Annotated in this window: 14 protein-coding genes; 9 read left to right on the top strand and 5 right to left on the bottom strand. The window is 64.5% G+C overall.

Annotated features, from left to right (window positions below; all coding sequences use genetic code 11):
* The first annotated feature begins 305 nt into the window (after positions 1 to 305).
* The 4 genes from lpxC (at position 306) to ligA (ending at position 6,417) form a co-directional block, all read left to right on the top strand.
* Positions 306 to 1,268, top strand: coding sequence for a UDP-3-O-acyl-N-acetylglucosamine deacetylase (gene lpxC, locus AC0L3J_RS17725; protein WP_473347909.1), 963 nt, complete (start codon positions 306 to 308; stop codon positions 1,266 to 1,268).
* Between the two features lie 295 nt (positions 1,269 to 1,563).
* Positions 1,564 to 2,469, top strand: a complete 906-nt coding sequence (locus AC0L3J_RS17720) for an outer membrane protein assembly factor BamD (RefSeq protein WP_473347908.1) — start codon at positions 1,564 to 1,566, stop codon at positions 2,467 to 2,469.
* 13 nt (positions 2,470 to 2,482) lie between these two features.
* Positions 2,483 to 4,156 (top strand): DNA repair protein RecN, encoded by a 1,674-nt coding sequence (gene recN / locus AC0L3J_RS17715; protein ID WP_473347907.1) that lies wholly within the window; start codon positions 2,483 to 2,485, stop codon positions 4,154 to 4,156.
* A 107-nt stretch (positions 4,157 to 4,263) separates the two neighbouring features.
* Positions 4,264 to 6,417, top strand: coding sequence for an NAD-dependent DNA ligase LigA (gene ligA, locus AC0L3J_RS17710; protein ID WP_473347906.1), 2,154 nt, complete (start codon positions 4,264 to 4,266; stop codon positions 6,415 to 6,417).
* A gap of 175 nt (positions 6,418 to 6,592) precedes the next feature.
* On the opposite strand, the gene AC0L3J_RS17705 is transcribed toward ligA, so the two are convergent.
* Both AC0L3J_RS17705 and AC0L3J_RS17700 read right to left on the bottom strand, forming a co-directional pair.
* Positions 6,593 to 7,867: a multidrug effflux MFS transporter gene (locus AC0L3J_RS17705; RefSeq protein ID WP_473347905.1), complete on the bottom strand. Its 1,275-nt coding sequence runs from the start codon at positions 7,865 to 7,867 to the stop codon at positions 6,593 to 6,595.
* A gap of 323 nt (positions 7,868 to 8,190) precedes the next feature.
* Complete coding sequence (locus tag AC0L3J_RS17700) at positions 8,191 to 10,020, bottom strand: aminopeptidase P family protein (RefSeq protein WP_473347904.1); 1,830 nt, start codon at positions 10,018 to 10,020, stop codon at positions 8,191 to 8,193.
* Between the two features lie 188 nt (positions 10,021 to 10,208).
* Between AC0L3J_RS17700 and AC0L3J_RS17695 the strand changes: the two genes are divergently transcribed.
* Entirely contained in the window at positions 10,209 to 10,388 is a 180-nt protein-coding gene (locus AC0L3J_RS17695; protein WP_027519609.1) for a hypothetical protein, read from the top strand.
* A 24-nt stretch (positions 10,389 to 10,412) separates the two neighbouring features.
* Here the strand turns inward: AC0L3J_RS17695 and AC0L3J_RS17690 are convergent, their stop codons facing one another.
* Positions 10,413 to 11,300: a 50S ribosomal protein L11 methyltransferase gene (locus tag AC0L3J_RS17690; protein WP_473347903.1), complete on the bottom strand. Its 888-nt coding sequence runs from the start codon at positions 11,298 to 11,300 to the stop codon at positions 10,413 to 10,415.
* A 163-nt stretch (positions 11,301 to 11,463) separates the two neighbouring features.
* Between AC0L3J_RS17690 and AC0L3J_RS17685 the strand changes: the two genes are divergently transcribed.
* Positions 11,464 to 11,619 carry a Flp family type IVb pilin gene (locus AC0L3J_RS17685; protein ID WP_456769831.1) on the top strand — a complete coding sequence of 52 codons (156 nt, stop codon included), beginning with the start codon at positions 11,464 to 11,466 and terminating at the stop codon, positions 11,617 to 11,619.
* A gap of 279 nt (positions 11,620 to 11,898) precedes the next feature.
* On the opposite strand, the gene AC0L3J_RS17680 is transcribed toward AC0L3J_RS17685, so the two are convergent.
* Positions 11,899 to 13,509: a phytoene desaturase family protein gene (locus AC0L3J_RS17680; RefSeq protein ID WP_473348027.1), complete on the bottom strand. Its 1,611-nt coding sequence runs from the start codon at positions 13,507 to 13,509 to the stop codon at positions 11,899 to 11,901.
* Between the two features lie 177 nt (positions 13,510 to 13,686).
* Here AC0L3J_RS17680 and AC0L3J_RS17675 point away from each other — a divergent pair, with 177 nt between their 5' ends.
* Positions 13,687 to 15,966 carry a spermidine synthase gene (locus tag AC0L3J_RS17675; RefSeq protein WP_473347902.1) on the top strand — a complete coding sequence of 760 codons (2,280 nt, stop codon included), beginning with the start codon at positions 13,687 to 13,689 and terminating at the stop codon, positions 15,964 to 15,966.
* Between the two features lie 34 nt (positions 15,967 to 16,000).
* On the opposite strand, the gene AC0L3J_RS17670 is transcribed toward AC0L3J_RS17675, so the two are convergent.
* Positions 16,001 to 16,936 carry a glycerophosphodiester phosphodiesterase gene (locus AC0L3J_RS17670; RefSeq protein ID WP_473347901.1) on the bottom strand — a complete coding sequence of 312 codons (936 nt, stop codon included), beginning with the start codon at positions 16,934 to 16,936 and terminating at the stop codon, positions 16,001 to 16,003.
* Between the two features lie 221 nt (positions 16,937 to 17,157).
* Between AC0L3J_RS17670 and AC0L3J_RS17665 the strand changes: the two genes are divergently transcribed.
* The gene (locus AC0L3J_RS17665) at positions 17,158 to 18,117 is read left to right on the top strand and encodes an acyl-CoA desaturase (protein ID WP_473347900.1); all 960 of its coding nucleotides are present in this window, start codon (positions 17,158 to 17,160) and stop codon (positions 18,115 to 18,117) included.
* Positions 18,118 to 18,162: 45 nt separating this feature from the next.
* Positions 18,163 to 19,545: an MBOAT family O-acyltransferase gene (locus AC0L3J_RS17660; RefSeq protein WP_473347899.1), complete on the top strand. Its 1,383-nt coding sequence runs from the start codon at positions 18,163 to 18,165 to the stop codon at positions 19,543 to 19,545.
* Positions 19,546 to 19,548 lie beyond the last annotated feature (3 nt).

Raw genomic sequence — 19,548 nt, 5'->3', positions numbered from 1 at the left:
TTTTCTTTTGCCCCGTGCGTATCCGGATTGCGTAGCCAAGCAACTGATTTTAAATAATTAATTACATATTCGATGGTTCAGTAAAACTACCGAAAACGGTCCCAAACTCCGGTCCAATTTGGTTAAGCCTTGGCGCGAATACGGCGGGTTTGGGGTAACAATCGGTAAAAAAGCGTGAGTTGGCGCTGTTTGAGGCAGTGACTATGGTTTGCCGTGACTTGGGGATACGGATTCGGAAGCGAGCGGTCTCAGCCGCTCAGTCGGGTTCAGTATAAGTCGCGATGGTCGTAGTGGGGCGGTTCCTGATGAAATTTAGCCGGCAAACAACGCTTCGTGCGCAAGCCAGTGTGGCAGGCGTCGGCGTTCATTCCGGTCTTCCCGTCACGCTCACGCTTGGACCCGCGCCTGTCGACGCGGGCTTTGTTTTTATCCGTACCGGGCTCGAGGGAAGTGACCGCGAAGTTCAGGCCACCGCCGAGCAGGTGATCGCGACCGATTTCGCCACCGTCCTCGGAGATCGCAACGGCCCGCTGGTTTCCACCGCCGAGCATGTGCTTGCTGCGCTGCGGGGCATGGGCGTCGACAACGCCATCATCGAGATCGACGGGCCGGAAGTGCCGATCATGGACGGCAGCGCGGCAGCCTTCGTTGCGGCGATCGACCAGGCCGGCATCGTGACCCAGCCGGCACAGCGCCGCTTCATCCAGGTTTTGAAGCCGATCTCGGTCAAGATCGGCGACTCCTTCGGCGAGATCAGGCCCTATGCCGACGGGTTCCGCGCCGAGGTCGAGATCGATTTCACCAATCCTGTCATCGGCCAGCAGAACTACGCCTTCGACCTCAACCCGGAGCGTTTCCGCCGCGAAGTCGGCCGGGCCCGGACTTTCGGTCTGATGTGCGACGTCGCGCGGCTCTGGAGCGCCGGCTATGCGCTCGGCGCCTCGTTCGACAACACCGTCGTGTTCGACGAGGAGCGGCTGCTCAACACCGAGGGACTGCGCTACGCCGACGAATGCGCCCGCCACAAGGTGCTGGACGTGATCGGCGACCTCGCGCTGGCCGGTCTGCCGCTGCTCGGCGCCTACCGCTCGGTGCGTGGCGGCCACAAGCTCAACCACGCCGTCCTGACCGCGCTGCTCGCCGACCGCACCGCGTGGCGGGTGGTCGAGGGCGAGGCAGCCCGCCGCACCACGCGTCCGGTGGCCGAAACCGGTCGCGGCATCGTCGGCGGCCGGATCGCCGCGGTCTACGGGCCGGACGTTTCCTAAAAGAGAGACGTTTCCTGAAGCGAGACATTCCCGAAGAGAGACGGGCCTGAAGAGATCCGTCGCCGCGGGCGTTTGGCGGCGGCTTTCCCCGGGAAACTCCTGGTAACGATGATCGGCTAGGATTGCGGCGCGTTCGCCTTAATCCGGGCGGAATGCCTGCCTATCCGGTTGGTTGAAGATCGTTTTTCGGTTACACCGGCGTGGTCGCACGGCAGGCGCCACGGCTATATTTCGCGCCCAGGACGGGGTTCATGGGCTGGCGGACACCGCACCACAGGGCGTCAGGGCAATATTCATGTCGGCACAGCGTATGACGCGCGGATATCTTCAAGTCCCGTCTCGAGAGGTCTCGTCTCGAGCCCGTGGGCTGATTCAGGCTGTCGTCCTCTTCGTGCTCGCGCTGCCGCTGGCCGGCTGCGGCACCGGCGCGCTTTGGGACAAGTTCACCGCCAAGGACGACACCTTCGTCGAGGAGCCCGCCGACAAGATCTACAATGAGGGCCTGTACCTCATGAACGAGAAGAAGGACATGAAGGCGGCGAACAAGAAGTTCGAAGAGGTCGACCGCCAGCATCCTTATTCCGACTGGGCCCGCAAATCGTTGCTGATGTCGGCCTACGCGTCCTACCAGGGCGGCGACTACGACAGCTGCATCGGCGCGGCCACCCGCTACGTCACGCTGCATCCCGGCAGCCCGGATGCGGCCTACGCGCAATATCTGATTGCCGCCTCGCATTACGACCAGATTCCGGACATCAGCCGCGACCAGACCCGCACCGAGAAGGCGATCGCCTCGCTGGAAGAGGTGGTGCGCAAATATCCGACCTCCGAATATGCGACCTCGGCCAAGGCCAAGATCGAAGGTGCGCGCGACCAGCTCGCCGGCAAGGAAATGAACGTCGGCCGCTATTACGCGCAGAAGCGCGACTACACGGCGGCGATCAACCGCTACAAGGCCGTGGTGACGCAGTACCAGACCACCCGCCATGTCGAGGAGGCGCTGTACCGCCTGACCGAGGCCTATATGGCGATCGGGATCGTCGGCGAGGCTCAGACGGCCGCCGCCGTGCTCGGGCATAATTTTCCTGACAGTCGCTGGTACAAGGACGCCTATAATCTTGTAAAATCAGGCGGTCTCGAACCGAGCGAGAATCAGGGGTCCTGGATTAGCAAGACCTTCAAGAAAATGGGTCTCGGCTAGGAAATAGAGTTCCATGCTGGCGCGTCTGTCGATCCGTGACATCGTCCTGATCGAACGGCTCGATATCGAATTCGCACCGGGCCTCGCGGTTTTGACCGGCGAGACCGGTGCGGGCAAATCCATCCTGCTCGATGCCTTTGCGTTGGCGCTCGGCGGGCGCGGCGATGCCGGCCTCGTGCGCCATGGCGCGGAGCAGGGGCAGGTCACTGCCGTATTCGATATCCCCAAGAATCACCCTGCAGCGAAGATCCTCGCGGAAAACGGGCTGGAGGATACCGGCGAGATGATTCTCCGCCGGGTTCAGCTCGCCGACGGCCGCACCCGCGCCTTCATCAACGACCAGGCGATCAGCGTGCAGACGCTGAAGGCGGTCGGTGCTGCCTTGGTCGAGATCCACGGCCAGCACGACGAGCGCGCGCTGGTCGATGCCGCCACCCACCGCCGCCTGCTCGACGCCTTCGCCGGTCTCGAAAAGGACGTCTCGGCGGTCGAGGCGCTCTGGGACGCCCGCCGCACCGCCAACACCGCGCTGGAGGAGCATCGCGCCGGCATGGAGCGCGCCGCGCGCGAAGCCGATTACCTCCGCCACGCCTCGGACGAATTGAAGCAGCTCGCGCCTAGGGACGGCGAGGAGACCTCGCTGGCTTCGAGGCGCACGACGATGATGCAGGGCGAGAAGATCGCCTCCGACTTGCGCGAGGCGCAGGAGGCGGTCGGCGGCCACCATTCGCCGGTCGCCTCGCTGTCGGCGGCCGTGCGTCGACTGGAGCGTCGCGGCGTCAACTCGCCGGCGCTGGTCGAACCCGCGGTGAGGGCGATCGACATCGCGATCAACGCGCTGGAGGAAGCCGACCAGCATCTCCAGGCGGCGCTTGCCGCGACCGATTTCGATCCCTCGGAGCTCGAACGCATCGAGGAGCGGCTGTTCGCGTTGCGTGCAGCGTCGCGCAAATATTCGACGCCGGTCGACGGGCTCGCAGCACTTGCTGCCAGATATGCCGCCGATGTCGTCCTGATCGATGCCGGCGCCTCACGGCTGAAAAAGCTGGAGCAGGCCGCGATCGAGGCCGATGCGCGCTATGCGGCGGCCGCCAAGAAGCTGTCGATGGCGCGACAGAAATCGGCGGAGAAGCTCAACAAGGCGGTCAATGCCGAGCTCGCGCCGCTCAAGCTCGACCGCGCCAAGTTCATGACCCAGATCCAGACCGACGAGGCAGCGCCAGGCCCCCAAGGCTTCGACCGCGTCGAGTTCTGGGTGCAGACCAACCCGGGCACCAAGCCAGGGCCGATGATGAAGGTCGCCTCCGGCGGCGAGCTGTCGCGCTTCCTGCTGGCGCTGAAGGTCGTGCTGTCCGACCGCGGCTCGGCGCCGACCTTGGTGTTCGACGAGATCGACACCGGCGTCGGCGGCGCGGTCGCGGACGCGATCGGCGGACGGCTGGCGCGGCTCGCCGGCAAGGTCCAGGTGATGGCCGTCACGCACGCCCCGCAGGTCGCCGCCCGTGCCGACCAGCATTTGCTGATCTCCAAGGACGCGCTGGACAAGGGCAAGCGCGTCGCCACCCGCGTCAATGCGCTCGCCGCCGACCACCGCCGCGAGGAGATCGCGCGGATGCTCGCCGGCGCCGAGATCACCGCCGAGGCGAGGGCTGCTGCGGACCGTCTGCTCAAGGCGGCGACGGCTTGATTTCGTGTCCCGGACGCGCGCAAGCGCCGGGGCCCTAAACGTTATGTCCGGGGTACGAAACTGTAACCGCCTTTACCCTCCCGCCCGCTCCATCGTATCCAAGCACTATGGCCAGAGCAGCAAAATCCAAACCAGCACCGCTTCGCGACGTCGCCGACCTCACCAAGGCGCAGGCCAAGGTCGAGCACATGCGGCTCGCGCTCGAGATCGAGGGGCATAACGAACGTTACTACCAGGAGGACGCGCCCACCGTCACCGATGCCGAGTATGACGCGCTACGCCAGCGCTTCAACGCGATCGAGAAGCGCTTCCCGGAATTCGTCAGCGCGGACTCGCCGTCGCAGAAAGTCGGTGCTGCACCGTCAGGCCGCTTCAAGAAGGTGCGGCATGCCGTCCCCATGCTGTCGCTCGACAACGCCTTTGCGGAAGAGGATCTACGCGACTTCGTCGGCCGCATCGTGCGCTTCCTGAAGCTCGACGACGACAGAATCGATTTCTCCGCCGAGCCGAAGATCGACGGCCTCTCGATGTCGCTGCGCTATGAGGGCGGTGAACTCGTCACCGCCGCGACACGCGGCGACGGCGCGGTCGGCGAGGACGTCACTGCGAATATCCGCACCCTCGAAGACGTGCCGCAAAAGCTGAAGGGACGCAACGTCCCCGATATCTGCGAGGTGCGCGGCGAGGTCTACATGACCAAGAAGGCCTTCCTCGCGCTCAACGAGCGGCAGAAGGCGGAAGGCAGCACCATCTTCGCCAATCCGCGCAACTCGGCCGCGGGCTCGCTCCGGCAGAAGGATCCGACCATCACCGCCTCGCGCCCCCTCGGCTTCTTCGCCTATGCCTGGGGTGAGATGAGCGCGATGCCGGAGAGCACGCAGAGCGGCATGATCGGCTGGTTCGAGCGCTGCGGCCTCAAGACCAACCCGCTGACGAAGCTCTGTCACTCCGTCGAGGAACTGCTGGCGTTTCATCGTGCGATCGAGGAGCAGCGCGCAAAGCTCGACTACGACATCGACGGGGTCGTCTACAAGGTCGATCGCATCGACTGGCAGGAACGGCTCGGCTTCGTCTCGCGCACGCCGCGCTGGGGCATCGCCCATAAATTCCCGGCCGAGCGCGCCACGACGGTGTTGCGCGACATCGAGATCCAGGTCGGCCGTACCGGCTCGTTCACGCCGGTGGGCAAGCTCGAACCGGTCGGCGTCGGCGGCGTGATCGTGCAGAACGTCACGCTGCACAACGAGGACTACATCAAGGGCATCGGCAACAAGGGCGAGGTGCTGCGCGAGGGCCGCGACATCAGGATCGGCGACACCGTTGTGATCCAGCGCGCCGGCGACGTCATCCCGCAGGTGGTCGACGTCGTCCTCGACAAGCGGCCGAAGGCTGCCAAGGAGTTCGAATTTCCGAAGAAGTGCCCGTGTCCCCTGCATACTGACGTCGTGCGAGGAGAGACGGCCGCTGGCGAAGAGGAAGCACGCGCTCGCTGCACCGGTGAGTTCGCCTGCCCCTATCAGAAGATTGAGCATTTGAAGCTGTTCGTGTCGCGCCGTGCGTTCGACATCGACGGTCTTGGCGAGAAGCAGCTCCAGTATTTCTTCGACGAGGGTTTTGTGAAGGAGCCAGCCGACATCTTCACGCTGGAAAAGCGCAATTCGAAACTCAAGCTGGAGGACATCGAGGGTTACGGCGCAACATCGGTGCGCAATTTGTTCGGCGCGATCGAGAGCCGTCGCAAGATCGCGCTGGAGCGCTTTATCTATGCGCTCGGCATGCGCCATATCGGCGAGACCACGGCGCTGGCCCTGGCCCGCGGCTACAGCTCCTGGGAGGCCTTTCATGATGCCAGCCTCAAGGTCGCCAAGGGCGACGAGGAGGCGATGGCCGAGATGGATGCGCTCGACCAGATCGGCGAGACCGTGATCAAGAGCATCGCCGATTATTTCGGCGAGAGCCACAATCGCGGCATCGTCGAGCGGCTGACCAGGGAGGTCGAGATCATCGACGCCGAGAAGCCGAAGAGCAACTCCGCCGTCGCCGGCAAGACCGTGGTGTTCACGGGCTCGCTGGAGAAGATGACGCGCGACGAGGCCAAGGCCACCGCTGAGCGGTTAGGCGCAAAAGTGTCCGGATCGGTGTCCAAGAAAACCGATTTCGTCGTCGCCGGCCCCGGCGCAGGTTCGAAGCTCGCGGAAGCGAACAAGCACGGCGTCAAGGTGCTGACCGAGGACGAGTGGCTGACGCTCATCGGGGAGTGACTCTTCCCTTCTCCCCTTGTGGGAGAAGGTGGCGCGTAGCGCCGGATGAGGGGTTCTATCCTCGAGTTCAAGCTTTGAGAGGGGACCCGTGCGGAGAGAGACCCCTCATCCGGCGCGCTACGCGCGCCACCTTCTCCCACAAGGGGAGAAGGAAGAAGGCCTCACCGGGCATGCCTCACATCATCCCGCTCTCTTGCTCTTCCGCCTGCCCGATCAGCGTCTCGCTCACGATGGCCTCGCGGCGGGGGACGACGAAAATCATCGTGCAGGCGCACAGCAGGGAGATCGCCAGCACCGCGGCGGTGAGCGGCAGCGTGGTCGCGGAATGGCCGCCGAGATAGGCGCCGAATTGCGACATCAACGCGCCGATGCCCTGCTGGAGGAAGCCCATCGCACCTGATGCGGTGCCGGCGGCCTCGGGACGGATGCTGATGGCGCCAGCCGCGGAGTTCGCCATCACGAAGGCATTGCCGACCATCACGATCATCTGCGTGCCGAACAGCCAGGCGGGTGCCTCGTTCCAGCCGGCGAAACTCCACAGCAGGTTCAACAGGCTGCCGCAAAGCTGGAGCGCGAGGCCGAACCAGATCAACTTCTCCAACGAGTGCCTGGGCGCGAAGCGCACGCAGAGCAGATTGCCGACGAGATAGGCAAAACCCGTCGTCGCGAACCACGCGCCGTATTCGGCGCTGGTCCTGCCCATCTGCGTCACCACGATATAGGGACCGCCGCCGGCGAAGGTGAAGATGATCTGCGAGGCCAGCACCTGGCACATCACATAGCCGACGAAGGCGCGGTTGCGGATCAGGATGCCGACATCGCCGCGAAAGCCGCTGCCGGCGGCGCGGTCTCGGCGCGTCTCGGGCAGCGCGAATGCGATGCCGACGGCGACGATGATCGCAGCGACGGTGATGGCGTAGAAGATCGCGCGCCAGCCGAACGCAGTCTCGATCAGGCCGCCGGTGAGCGGGGAGACCATCTGCCCGATCATCAGCGCCGCGACCACGAGGCTGATCATCGAGGCGACGCGATCGCGCTCGTAGATGTCGCGAATGATGGCGCGGCTCACCACCATGCCGGCGGCGCCGCCGAGCGCCTGGAAGAACCGCGCGGCGATCAGCTGCGGCAGCGTTTCCGCGAAGATGCAGGCGACGCTGGCGACCACCATCAGCGCCAGTCCTCCGAGCAGCACCGGGCGCCGCCCGAAACGATCCGACAGCGGTCCCATGATGAGTTGCGACAGCGCGATGCCGACCATGTAGAGCGACACCGTCATCTGCGCGACCGAGATGTCGCTGCCAAATGTCGTCGCCAGCACCGGCAGCGCCGGAACCAGCATGTAGAGCGAGATCGGCGCGATGCCGGTCATGACGACGAGCAACAGCAACACCACGCGCGAGGTCGCGAGGTTCTTCGCCGTTTCCGGCGGCTTGCTGATCATGCCGTGCATGCGCGTCCGTCTCGTCGAAATTCGAATCGGACTGTAGCGCGCCCGCGCAAGACGCATATCGGCGTTTCGGAATGCGGCTATACGGATTCCGGGACGGTTGTAGTGGCGGCGCGATGAGGATGGATTGGGCGCGCTGCTCGCGTCAAAAATTCGGTGTCATCGCCCGGCTTGACCGGGCGATCCAGTACGCCGCGGCATCTCCGCATACGTTTGCTGTCTCTGGAATACTGGATTCCCCGCCTTCGCGGGGAATGACAGCGGGGTGGAAATGAGCCTTGCGCAAATCGCGTGGTGCTATGCGTCGAGCCCGTGAAATGGCGAACTTACGCCTTCAACTCCGCCGTGGCCTGGTCCAGCCAGGCCTTCGTCGTCTCGTCCAGGGCCGGCCGCACCTCGGCCCTGACGCGGGCGTGATAGGCGTTGAGCCAGTCGAGCTCGTCCTTGCTGAGCATGCCGACATCGATCAGCCGGCGGTCGATCGGCGCCAGGGTCAGCGTCTCGAACGCGTTCATCGATTTCTCAGCGCCCTCGATGTCGGCTGCGACCACCAGTTCGAGGTTCTCGATGCGGATGCCGAAACCGTCGGTCTTGTAGTAGCCGGGCTCGTTGGACAGGATCATGCCGCGCTTCAGCGGCGTGGTGCCGAGCTTCGATATCCGCGCCGGTCCTTCATGCACCGAGAGATAGCTGCCGACGCCGTGGCCGGTGCCATGCTCGAAATCGACGCCGGCGGCCCAGAGATATTGCCGTGCGAGTGTGTCGAGTTGCGCGCCGGTGGCGCCGTCGGGAAAGATCGCCCGCGCGATCGCGATGTGGCCGCGCAGCACACGCGTGAAACGGTCGCGCATCTCGGCGGTCGGCTCGCCCACGGCCATGGTGCGGGTGACGTCGGTGGTGCCGTCTTCGTATTGTGCACCTGAATCGATCAGCAGCAGATCGCCGGGCACGATCCGCCGGTTGCTCTTGCGGGTGACGCGGTAGTGCACGATCGCGCCATTCGGGCCCGTGCCCGATATGGTCGGGAACGAGACGTCCTTGAGCGCGCCAGTGTCGCGCCGGAACGTCTCCAGCGCCTCGACCGCGTCGATCTCGGTGAGCTTGCCGCTTGCCGCCTCACGATCGATGAAGGCGAGGAAGCGCGCCAGCGCCACGGCGTCGCGGCGGTGCGCCGTTTGCGTGCCCTTGATCTCGGTCGTGTTCTTGACCGCCTTGAGCAGCGCGATCGGATCGCTGCCGCGCACCGGCTTGCCGCCGGCGCCGGTGATCAGCCGGCTGAGGGCATCGGCCGCGGTCGCATTGTCGAGCGCGATCGATCCACCGCTCTTGGCGAGCGCCATCAGCGTCGGCGCCATCGCATCGGGCTCGCGCACGTCGGCGGACTGCTCGAGATGGTCGCGGGTCAGATTGGAGAGCTTGCGGTGGTCGATGAAGATGGTGGGACGGCCGTCCTTCGGCACCAGCGCATAGGACAGCGGCAGCGGCGTATGCGCGACGTCGGCGCCGCGGATGTTGAAGGTCCAGGCCACGGCATGGCTGTCGGACAGCACCAACGCATCGACGCCGAGCTTGCCGATCTCGCTCCTGATCTGCGTCAGCTTCTCGGCTTCAGTCACGCCGGCATGTTGCATCCCGTGCACCGTGACCGGCGCAATCGGCGGCTGTGGTCGGTCTTGCCAGATCGCATCGATCGGATTGCTGTCGACGGCGACCAGCTCGGCACCGGCCTTGGTGCAGGCGGCGGACAAACGCTCGGCTGCCGCAAAAGTGTGCAGCCACGGATCAAATCCTAGGCGGTCGCCGGCCTTCAGGTGTGCCGATATCCAGCTTTCCGGCGGGGGATCGATCAGACATTCCACGGCCCAGGCCCTTGAATCGACCTGCTTGGCCGCCTGGATCGTGTAGCGGCCATCGACGAAGACCGCGGCCTCGTGCGTCAGCACCACCGCCAGTCCCGCCGAGCCGGTAAAACCGGTCAGCCAGGCCAGACGCTCTTCCGACGGCGGCACATACTCATTCTGCTGCTGGTCGGCGCGTGGAATCACGAAACCGGTCAGCTTGCGGCGGGCGAGTTCTTCACGGAGCGCGGCCAACCGGGCCGTCAACGCGACGCCGGCCTCGGGCTCTTCGAATGTCTGGAAGTGCGCTTCGAACATGGTGGATCACTTTAGGATCATGCGGATCAGTCCGCAATGTAGACGCATTTGAGGTCGTATCTGGCATGGACTGTGCTTGAACAAGTTCCATTCGAATTGAGTGGAGTACAGGATGCGGCAGTTGCGCTTCGTCCAGATAACAGGGAAATTCGAGCAAGTTGTTCATCTCAACGACGAGGGGACACTCGATGCCAGCGTTCACGTTTGAGAAGATTACGCCGCCGGTGCGCCGCGCCCCGGCTGCGGCAACACCGAAGAAACCGCGCGGCCTCATCAACCAGATGATCGACCGTTTCGCCGAACGCCGCGCGAGGCGGGCCTCGCAGGCCGAGCGCGCGATGCGCCCGGACGAGAAGGCCGCAAAGTAGCGGCATCTACGGCAGCACCCGTACTCACCCCATCTTCCGCAGCAACAGGCTGCTCCACCCCTCGATCCGCAAGTGCTTCAGAGGCACAAGGCCGCGCGCGCGGTAGGCGGCGATCACGGCGGGGACCTGGGGCGTCAACAGGCCGGAGAGGATGACGCGCCCTCCGGTCGCGAGGTGCCGCGTCAACGGGCCCGCCAACTGCCGTAACGGATTGGCCAGGATGTTGGCCAGCACCAGGTCGAACGGGCCGCTTCTGCCAAAATCAGCCGCCGCGAATCCGGTGGCGCGGATCACTCGCACATGGTGACCAACCTCGTTCAACAAGGCGTTCTCGGCTGCCACCTTGACCGAGGCCGGGTCGATGTCGGAGGCCAGCACCGCGCGATGCAGCGCCTTTGCCGCCGCTATCCCCAGCACGCCGGTCCCGGTGCCGAGGTCGAGCACGCGGCCGGGCCGGGTGCTTTTCAGGACATGGTCAAGCAGGAGTAAACAGCCGCGTGTGGTGCCGTGATGGCCGGTGCCGAAGGCGAGAGCCGCCTCGATCTCGATGGCGAGCTTGTTTGCCGCCACGCGGTCGCGGTCATGGCTGCCGTGGACGACGAAGCGCCCGGCCGGCACCGGGACGAGATCTTCCAGGCTCGACCTGACCCAGTCCCTGGCTTCGACAGTGTCGAAGGCGAGCGTGTCCGCGATCTCATTTCCTGCTGATGTTGCAACGAGTTCGTGCAGCCATGCCCGGTCCGGCGCGTTCGCGAAATGCAGCGCGACGTCCCATTGTCCGTTCGGTTGCTCGAAGGCGACGACGGCCGCATCCTCCTCGAAGAACATTTCGGTGAGGACGTCGACAATGCGCCTGGCGGCGATCTCGCTGCCGATCGAAAAACTGGCGCGATGGGTGGGGGAAGGCTGCATTCTTAGGGTTCCGTCCGGTTCAATTTTTGGAACTTTTGTTCCGGATTTTTCTCATAACTTGCATCTAAGAGATTAACCCGACCGCAGGTTGTACCCCGTACATCTCCGGGTGTTGGGCAACCCACACAGCTTGAAATAGAATAGGAGGCGAAACTTGAAGCGCATGATTTTGAAGTTCTGGACCGACGATTCAGGTGCAACCGCAATCGAATACGGTCTGATCGCAGCCGGCATCGCGCTGGCGATCATCACCGTGGTGAACGGCCTCGGTACCACGATGAACGAGAAGTTCACCTCGATTAGCACCTCCTTGAAGTAATTTCCGCCTTCCATCTCCCGGCGGGGCCATTTCTCCATACGACTGCTTTCGAGCCGCGCCCGTCGGGGGGAATTGCCCCCCGGCGGGCGGAAGTCGTTTTTGGGATTGGCTTTCACAGAATGCCCACAGGCTTTCCGGTGGTTTTTCCGGACTTTGTCCACGGATTATCCCGGCGCTCATCCCCGGATTTTCCACCGACTCGAACCAGGCTTGGAGAGGCGTCACCCACCGCTCTTTCACAGCTCTGCCAACAGCCTTGTCCACAGCCCATCCACAGGCTCATCCACGGCTTCCGAACAGGCTGCGGTGATCCCTCAAAATCGCCTGAGCGGCGTTATGGCCGGGGGCGCCGGTGACGCCGCCGCCGGGATGGGCGCCGGAGCCGCAGTGATAGAGGCCCCTCACGGGTCCGCGATAATCGGCATGGCCCAGCATCGGCCGGGCCGAAAACAGCTGGTTCAGCGTCAGCGCGCCGTGGAAGATGTCGCCGCCGAGCAGGCCGAACTGCCGTTCGAGATCGAGCGGTGACAGGATCTGGCGGCCGAGCACGCTGGTCGCAAAACCCGGCGCGTATTTGTCCACCGTCGCGATCATGAGGTCGGCAACTTCTTCACGATGGTCGTCCCACGACTTTCCATCGGGAAGCTCCGGCGCCACGTGCTGGCAGAACAGGCTCGCGACATGTTGTCCTGCGGGCGCGAGCGTGTCGTCGAGCGTCGAGGGGATCAGCATTTCCACGACCGGCTCTCGGCTCCAGCCGTGCGCCCGGGCATCGAGAAAGGCGCGGTCCATGTAGCCGAGATCAGGCGCCAGGATGATGCCGGAGGTGAGATGATCGCCGTCGCCCGGCAGCGCCGTGAACGAGGGCAGGCGGTCCAGCGCCACGTTCATGCGGAAGGTGCCGGAGCCGTTCCTCCAGTGCCGGATGCGGTCGAGGAAGGTTTGGGGAAGCGCATCGGCGGCGACCAGCCGCGTATAGAGCAGCTTCGGATTGACGTTGGCTGCGACATATTTCGCGCGGATGGTCGTGCCGTTCTCCAGCGCCACGCCGACCGCGCGGTCGCGCTCGACGATAACCTCGCGCACGCCCGCGTCGGTGTCGATCACGACGCCGCGGTCGCGTGCGGCGCGTGCCATGGCCTGGGTGATCGCGCCCATGCCGCCGATGGCGTGACCCCAGACGCCCTTCTTGCCGTTCACCTCGCCGAAGGCGTGATGCAGCATCACATAGGCCGAGCCCGCGGCGTAGGGGCTGGCATAATTGCCGACGATGGCATCGAAGCCGAATAGCGCCTTGACCAGATCATGCTCGAAACGTTCGTCCAGCATCTCGCCGGCCGAGCGGGTGAAGAGATCGAGCAGGCTGCGGCTCTGCTCCAGCGACAACCCGCGCAGGATATTGGCGCTCTGGAATGCGTTCACGGCCTCGCGGATCGAGGCCGTGCCGAAACCATCGAGCAGGTTTGGCGGCGCGCGCAGCACGAATTGCCGGAGCACGTCGGCGATATCTTCCAGCTCGCGCGAAAACCCGTCGAGCGCGTTTGCGTCATGCGCGCTCAGCCGTGCGACGGATGCCTGCGTCCGCCCCTCGCCTGTGAGGAGATAGCTGCCGTCGGGAGCGGGCAGAAAATTCTGCGCGCGCCGTTCGACGATCCGCAGGCCCTGTTCGGCCAGCTTCAAGTCGCGGACCACTTGCGGATTGAGCAGGCTCACGGTGTAGGCCGCGACCGAATTCCGGAAGCCCGGATGAAACTCCTCCGTGACCGCGGCCCCGCCGACCACCTTGCGGCGCTCGACCACGCGCACGCGCAAGCCGGCCATCGCGAGATAGGCCGCGCAGGTGAGGCCGTTATGGCCAGCGCCGATGATGATGACGTCGGTTTCGATCATGAAGGGTGCAAGCTGTTCCACGGTCATTCCGGGACGGTCTGAGCGACCCGGTTCGGAATGACATCTGTATATGAAGCATTCCCCGCTGCAACATCACGAGACCCTTTATTGCCCGTTCATGCGCCTTGTGCTCCATTGCGCGCGCCCGGCGCCCGCCGGAATTATGCCGGAGCTTCCATGGATTCGATCGTGCAACCCGCCGCCACGGAGCAGCCGTCCTCGTCACGCAACCGGCTGCTGCTGACGGTCTACACCGCGGCGATCTTCGTCAGCGCGCTGTTGCTGTTCTCGGTGCAGCCGCTGTTCACCAAGATGGTCCTGCCGCGGCTCGGCGGCTCGCCGGCGGTGTGGTCGGTGGCGATGGTGTTCTTCCAGTCCCTGCTGCTGGCGGGCTACGCCTATGCGCATCTCCTGATGCAGGTGAGGAACCGCATCGTTCCGGTGGTGGTGCATCTCCTGCTGCTGATCACGGCGTTCGTCACGTTGCCGCTCGGCATCGCCTCCGCCTATGGCGATCCGCCCGCTTCGGGCTACGCGGTCTGGCTGCTCGGCCTGTTCGTGATCTCGATCGGGCTGCCGTTCTTCGCGCTCGCCGCCAACAATCCGTTGCTGCAGGCCTGGTTTGTCCGCACCGGGCATCCTGCCGGACATGATCCCTATTTCCTCTACGCGTCCTCCAACATCGGCAGCTTCTTGGCCCTGCTGTCCTATCCGTTCCTGCTGGAGCCGATATTCACGCTGCACACGCAGAACCGGCTCTGGACCGGCGGTTACGGCATTCTGATCGTCCTGATCGCCGCATGCGGCGTGCTGCTGTTGCGCTCGCCGAAGCTGGCCGTGGTCGATGCACGAACCGAGGATTTGAATGCGCCGCCGCCCGGTTTCATGACGCGGCTGCGCTGGATATTCCTCGCCGGAGTGCCGTCCGGCCTGCTCATCGCCGTCACCGCGCACATCTCGACCGACGTTGCGGCCGCGCCGCTGCTGTGGGTGCTGCCGCTGTCGCTGTACCTCTTGACCTGGGTGGTGGTGTTCCAGTCGCGGCCGCTGCTGCCGCACAAATGGATGCTGATGCTGCAGCCGGTCGCGATCGCGGGCATCGTCTTCCTGCTGGCGTTCGGCGGCGAACAGAACCTGCTGCTGACGCTCGGCGGCCATCAATTGTGCTTCTTCGTCATCGCCATGGCCTGCCACGGCGAATTGGCGCGGACCCGGCCAGGCGCCAGATATCTCACCGGATTCTATGTCGCGCTGTCGTTCGGCGGCATGGTCGGCGGCCTGTTCGCAGGGCTCGTCGCGCCGTTCACATTCTCCTGGATCGCCGAATATCCGATCCTGGTTGCGCTTGCCGCGCTGTGCCGGCCGCCCGCGAACGAGCGGTTGCCCGGCATCGTCAAATGGTACTGGCTGGCGCTTGCCGCGCTGGTCGTCGTGCTCGTTGCGCCCTTTGCCACGACGGGCGCCCTGTCGAGCTGGTTCGAGGATCACCGCGTCTGGCTGGCCGGCGGCGTCGGCGTGCTCGCCGCGCTGCTGGCGCTGGCGGTCAACGCCGGCCGCTGGAAGATATTCGCCACCGTCGCGCTCGCGCTGGCGTTGATCCGGGTTTATCCGGCGGACGAAGGCCGCGTCACCACGGTGCGCAGCTTCTTCGGCGTGCACAAGATCGTGGTGACGCCCGGCGGCTATTTTCACGTGCTGATGCACGGCACCACGATCCACGGCGCCGAGCGCTTCCTCAACAATGACGGCACGCCGGTCACCGGCCGGCCCGAGCCGATCACCTACTATCACAAGGATGGCGGCATCGGTCAGGCCGTCAGCGCGATCCGGGAACGCAAGGGCGCTCCGTTGAAGGTCGCGGCGATCGGCGTCGGATCGGGCACGCTCGCCTGTGCCGCCGAGCCAAACGAGAGCTGGACATTCTTCGAGATCGACCAGTCCATGGTCGACGCGGCAAGCGATCCGAAGAATTTCCGCTACATCTCGAGCTGCATGCCGGGCCTGAAGCCGGTGATCGGCGATGCCCGCCTCACCTTCGCGAAGGAGCCGGACGGCGCCTATGATCTCATCATCGTCGACGCCTATTCGTCCGATGCGATCCCGATCCATCTTGCGACCGAAGAAGCGATGAAGATCTACAAGGACAAGCTCGCTCCGCACGGCGCGGTGGTGATGCACGTCTCCAACCGCCACCTCGATCTCGAGACCGTCGTGGTCGGCATCGCCGATGCCAACGATCTCAAGAGCTGGGTCTACAACGAGGATTCGGGTCGCGATGGTGACTACATCTTCTCGACCGACGTCGTGATATCCGCCCGCGAGGATGCCGACGTCGGCAGGCTCGCATCGTCGAATTCATGGGAGCAGACCGAAGCCGACGACAGGGTGCGGGTCTGGACCGACGATTACTCCAACATTTTGGGCGCGCTGTACCGGCGCTTGCGGGACGGGGAGTAGGGACAGTTCGTAGCAGAAAGCCTGCGGCTCGACCTCACGGCTCCACCGCTGTCCCCGCGGGCAACGTAATTCCCTTCTCGCCCGCGACCTGTCGCAGCAAATCGGGCCTATCGGAGATGATCCCGTCGACGCCGATCTCGATCATGCGCGCCATGTCCTCAGATTTGTTGACCGTCCAGACCACAACCCGCAGCCCGAGGGCATGGGCCTCGGCAATCAGCGCCGCGGTCACATCGCCGAAATAGGGTGACCAGACCGCGCCGCCCGCAGCCTTGATGGTTTGGGGCAGCGACCCGCCATGATCGGCCGGGCTGAACCCCGCCGTCCAGTTGGTCGCCTTGTCCAGCGCCACCGTCTGGCTCGAGCCGCGCTGGAGCGTCAGGTACACCGTCGGCATCTTCGGTGCCTGCTGCTGGACGAGCAACAGAGTCCGCCAGTCGAACGACTGGATCATGACGCGGTCGGAGAACTTTTCGGCCTCGATCAGGGCGAGCAGTCTGGTGACGAAAGCTTGCGGATCGAGCGTCTCGTCCGGATGGTTCGGATCGATCTTGGTCTCGATGTTGAAGCGCACGCGCGTATTGCCGGATTTGCGCACCAGCGCGAACAGCTCGCTCAAGGTCGGAATGCGGGTCCCGGGCATGGCGCGCTGGTCGGGGAATTGCTTTGCGTAAGGGGTGTCCGGCCGGATCCGGCCGACGTCATAGGTCCTGACGTCGGCGAGCCGCAGTTTCACGAACGGCGTGCCGGGGGCCGCGACGTAAGAGCCGCTCGCATCCCGCGTGATATCAGGATTGAGCCCGCGCTCATGCGACACGACGACTTCTCCGTCGGCGGTGATGCCGACGTCGAGCTCCAGCGTGTCCACGCCCATCGACAGCGCATTGGCGAAGGCCGGAAGCGAGTTTTCCGGCAACAGCGCCCGCCCGCCGCGATGGGCCTCGAGGTCGAAAGCCGAATCAAATCCCATGGCCGGTCCCGCAATGAGAAGTGACAGTACGGTCAAGATCGTCGCAGCACGTGACGGCATGGCGGCTCATGGGGCAAGGGGAAAGGGGCGATATTTCAACGCGTTTCGGCGCGTCCGGCCGATTGTATCGGTTTTCGTGGCTGTTGAAACCTTGGGCGGTGGCTTGGGTTGCGGCCGGCGCGGGGGTATGTACTCATAGTCGGTGCCCTGGAATCCCGCCCGTGCAGCAGCAACGCGATCATCGAATTATCCGCAGCCGGCATTTTCGCCGGATGCAGCGCCGGCATTTCATCATCTTCGACGTTTTGCCCTTCGTCGGCACGCTGCTGGCGCTGGTCCTTCTGTTCTACCGCCCGATCGGCACGATGGAGCTTGGCCTGTTCGTCGGCTTCTGGCTGGTCACCGGGCTCGGCCTTACCGTCGGCTATCACCGGCTCTTCACCCACCGCGCCTTCGCGACCTCCACCGTGATGAGTGCGATCCTGGTCGTGATGGGATCGATGGCCGGCCGCGGTCCCATGCTGTCCTGGGCGGCAATGCACCGCCGGCACCACGAATTGTCCGATCACGACGGCGATCTGCATTCGCCGCGGCTGCACGGCGACGGCCCATTCGGCCGCCTGCGCGGCTTCCTCCACGCGCATTTGACCTGGATGATCGAGCACGATTATCCCAACGTTGCGCACTATGTCCCGGATCTGATGGCGGATCGCAGGCTCGTTGCCGTCAACAGCTACTATTACACCTGGGTCGGTCTCGGCCTGGTGCTGCCGGCCGCGATCGGCGGCCTCGCCACGATGAGCCTGTGGGGCGCACTGACCGGCCTGCTCTGGGGCGGCGTGGTCCGCATGTTCGTGGTCGAGCAGACCATGTCCGCCATCAATTCCGTGATGCATAGTTTTGGCGCGCAGCCCTTCGTCACCCGCGACGACAACAGCCGCAATCTCGGCGTGATGGCCTGGCTTGCCTGGGGCGAGGGCTGGCACAACAACCACCATGCCTTTCCCTATTCCGCGGCCTTCGGCCTGCGCTGGTTCGAGTTCGATCCGGGCTTTATTTTCATCAGGGCGCTGGAGGCGCTGGGACTGGCCTGGGACGTCAAGGTGCCGAGCGAGGAGAAGATTGCGCGACGCATGCTACGGCAGCCGGGCGACGCTGCGCCCGACCTCGAAACGGGCTGAGCATCATCCGCCGGCTCACGCCGGCGATGGCGCAGCTTTGAACCGATGCTGTTCAACGACTATCCCTTTCTCCTGGTCTTTCTGCCCGCGGCGCTGCTGATCTATCGCTTGGCCGATCCCTATCCGGGCTTGCGTATCAGCGTGCAGGTCGCGCTGTCGCTCGCCTTCTATGCCTGGGGCAGCCCGTCCTTCATCCTGCTCCTGATCGGCTCGATCACGATCAACTGGCTCGCTTCGGTCGCCTATGGGCGCGTGAAGTGGCCGTCGGTGCTGACGCTGGTGATCGGGCTCGATCTCGCGGTGCTGGCGCTGTTCAAATACGCCAACTTCCTTCTCGCCAATCTCGGCCTCGTCCTCGGTACGACGCTGCCGGTGCTCGATGTCGGGTTGCCGCTCGGCATCTCCTTCTTCACCTTCCATCACATCATGTATCTGGTCGACCTGAAGCGCGGCAGGGCTCCGCTCTATACGCTCGACCGCTACGCGCTCTACATCGCCTTCTTCCCGCAGGCGATCGCGGGCCCCTTGGCGCGCTGGTCGGAGGTGATGCATCAGTTCGGCAGGCAGGTCTATGTTCCGGGCTGGCAGCGCCAGTTCTGTGTGGCGACCTGCTTCATCGCGATCGGCCTGTTCGAAAAAATCGTGATCGCCGACGGCCTTGCGCATCTGCTTGATCCCATCTACGCGCAGGCAGCGAACGGGCCACTTCCGAGCGGCGATGCGTGGCTCGCCTTCTGCTTCTCCTTCCAGATCCTGTTCGATTTCTCCGGCTATTCCGACATTGCGATCGGCCTCGGCCTGCTGTTCGGCGTGCAGCTGCCGTACAATTTCTATGCGCCGCTGCGCTCGACCAACATCCAGGATTTCTGGCAGCGCTGGCACATCACCCTCATGCTGTTTTTGCGCGACTACGTCTTCTATCCGACCGTCAATCTGCGCCTGCTGCCGCGGCGCTGGCTGCCGGTCCAGTTCTTCGGCGCGATGATGATCACGATGGCGCTGTGTGGCCTCTGGCACGGCGCGAGCTGGACCTTCGTGCTGTGGGGCGTGCTGCACGGGCTTGCGCTGGTCGCCTGCACGCTGTGGCGTCGCTATGGCCCGGAGTTCCCGTCATGGCTCGGCTGGGCGCTCACCGTATTGTTCGTGCTCGCGACCGGCGTGATCTTTCGTGCGGGATCGGTGGAGGCGGCCTGGCATGTCTTCGCCGGACTGGTTTCGCCGCTGCCGCTCGAGCGCGGAAAGCATTTGTGGCCGCTGATCGCAGCGCCGCTGTTCGCCTTCCTGTTGCCGGCGAGCCAGGACATCGTGGCGGTGCTCACGCGCCGTCCCAATCCGTGGCTCGCGGGTCTGCTCGGTCTTGGGCTGTTCGCATTGCTGCTTCACATGGGTGGTCGGGATCTGCATGACTTCGTCTACTTCAAGTTCTGAGAC

This window comes from Bradyrhizobium sp. Kon37 (assembly GCF_055807535.1).
The sequence above is the reverse complement of the archived record's forward strand: the minus strand, read 5'-3'. Positions and strand labels throughout refer to the sequence as shown.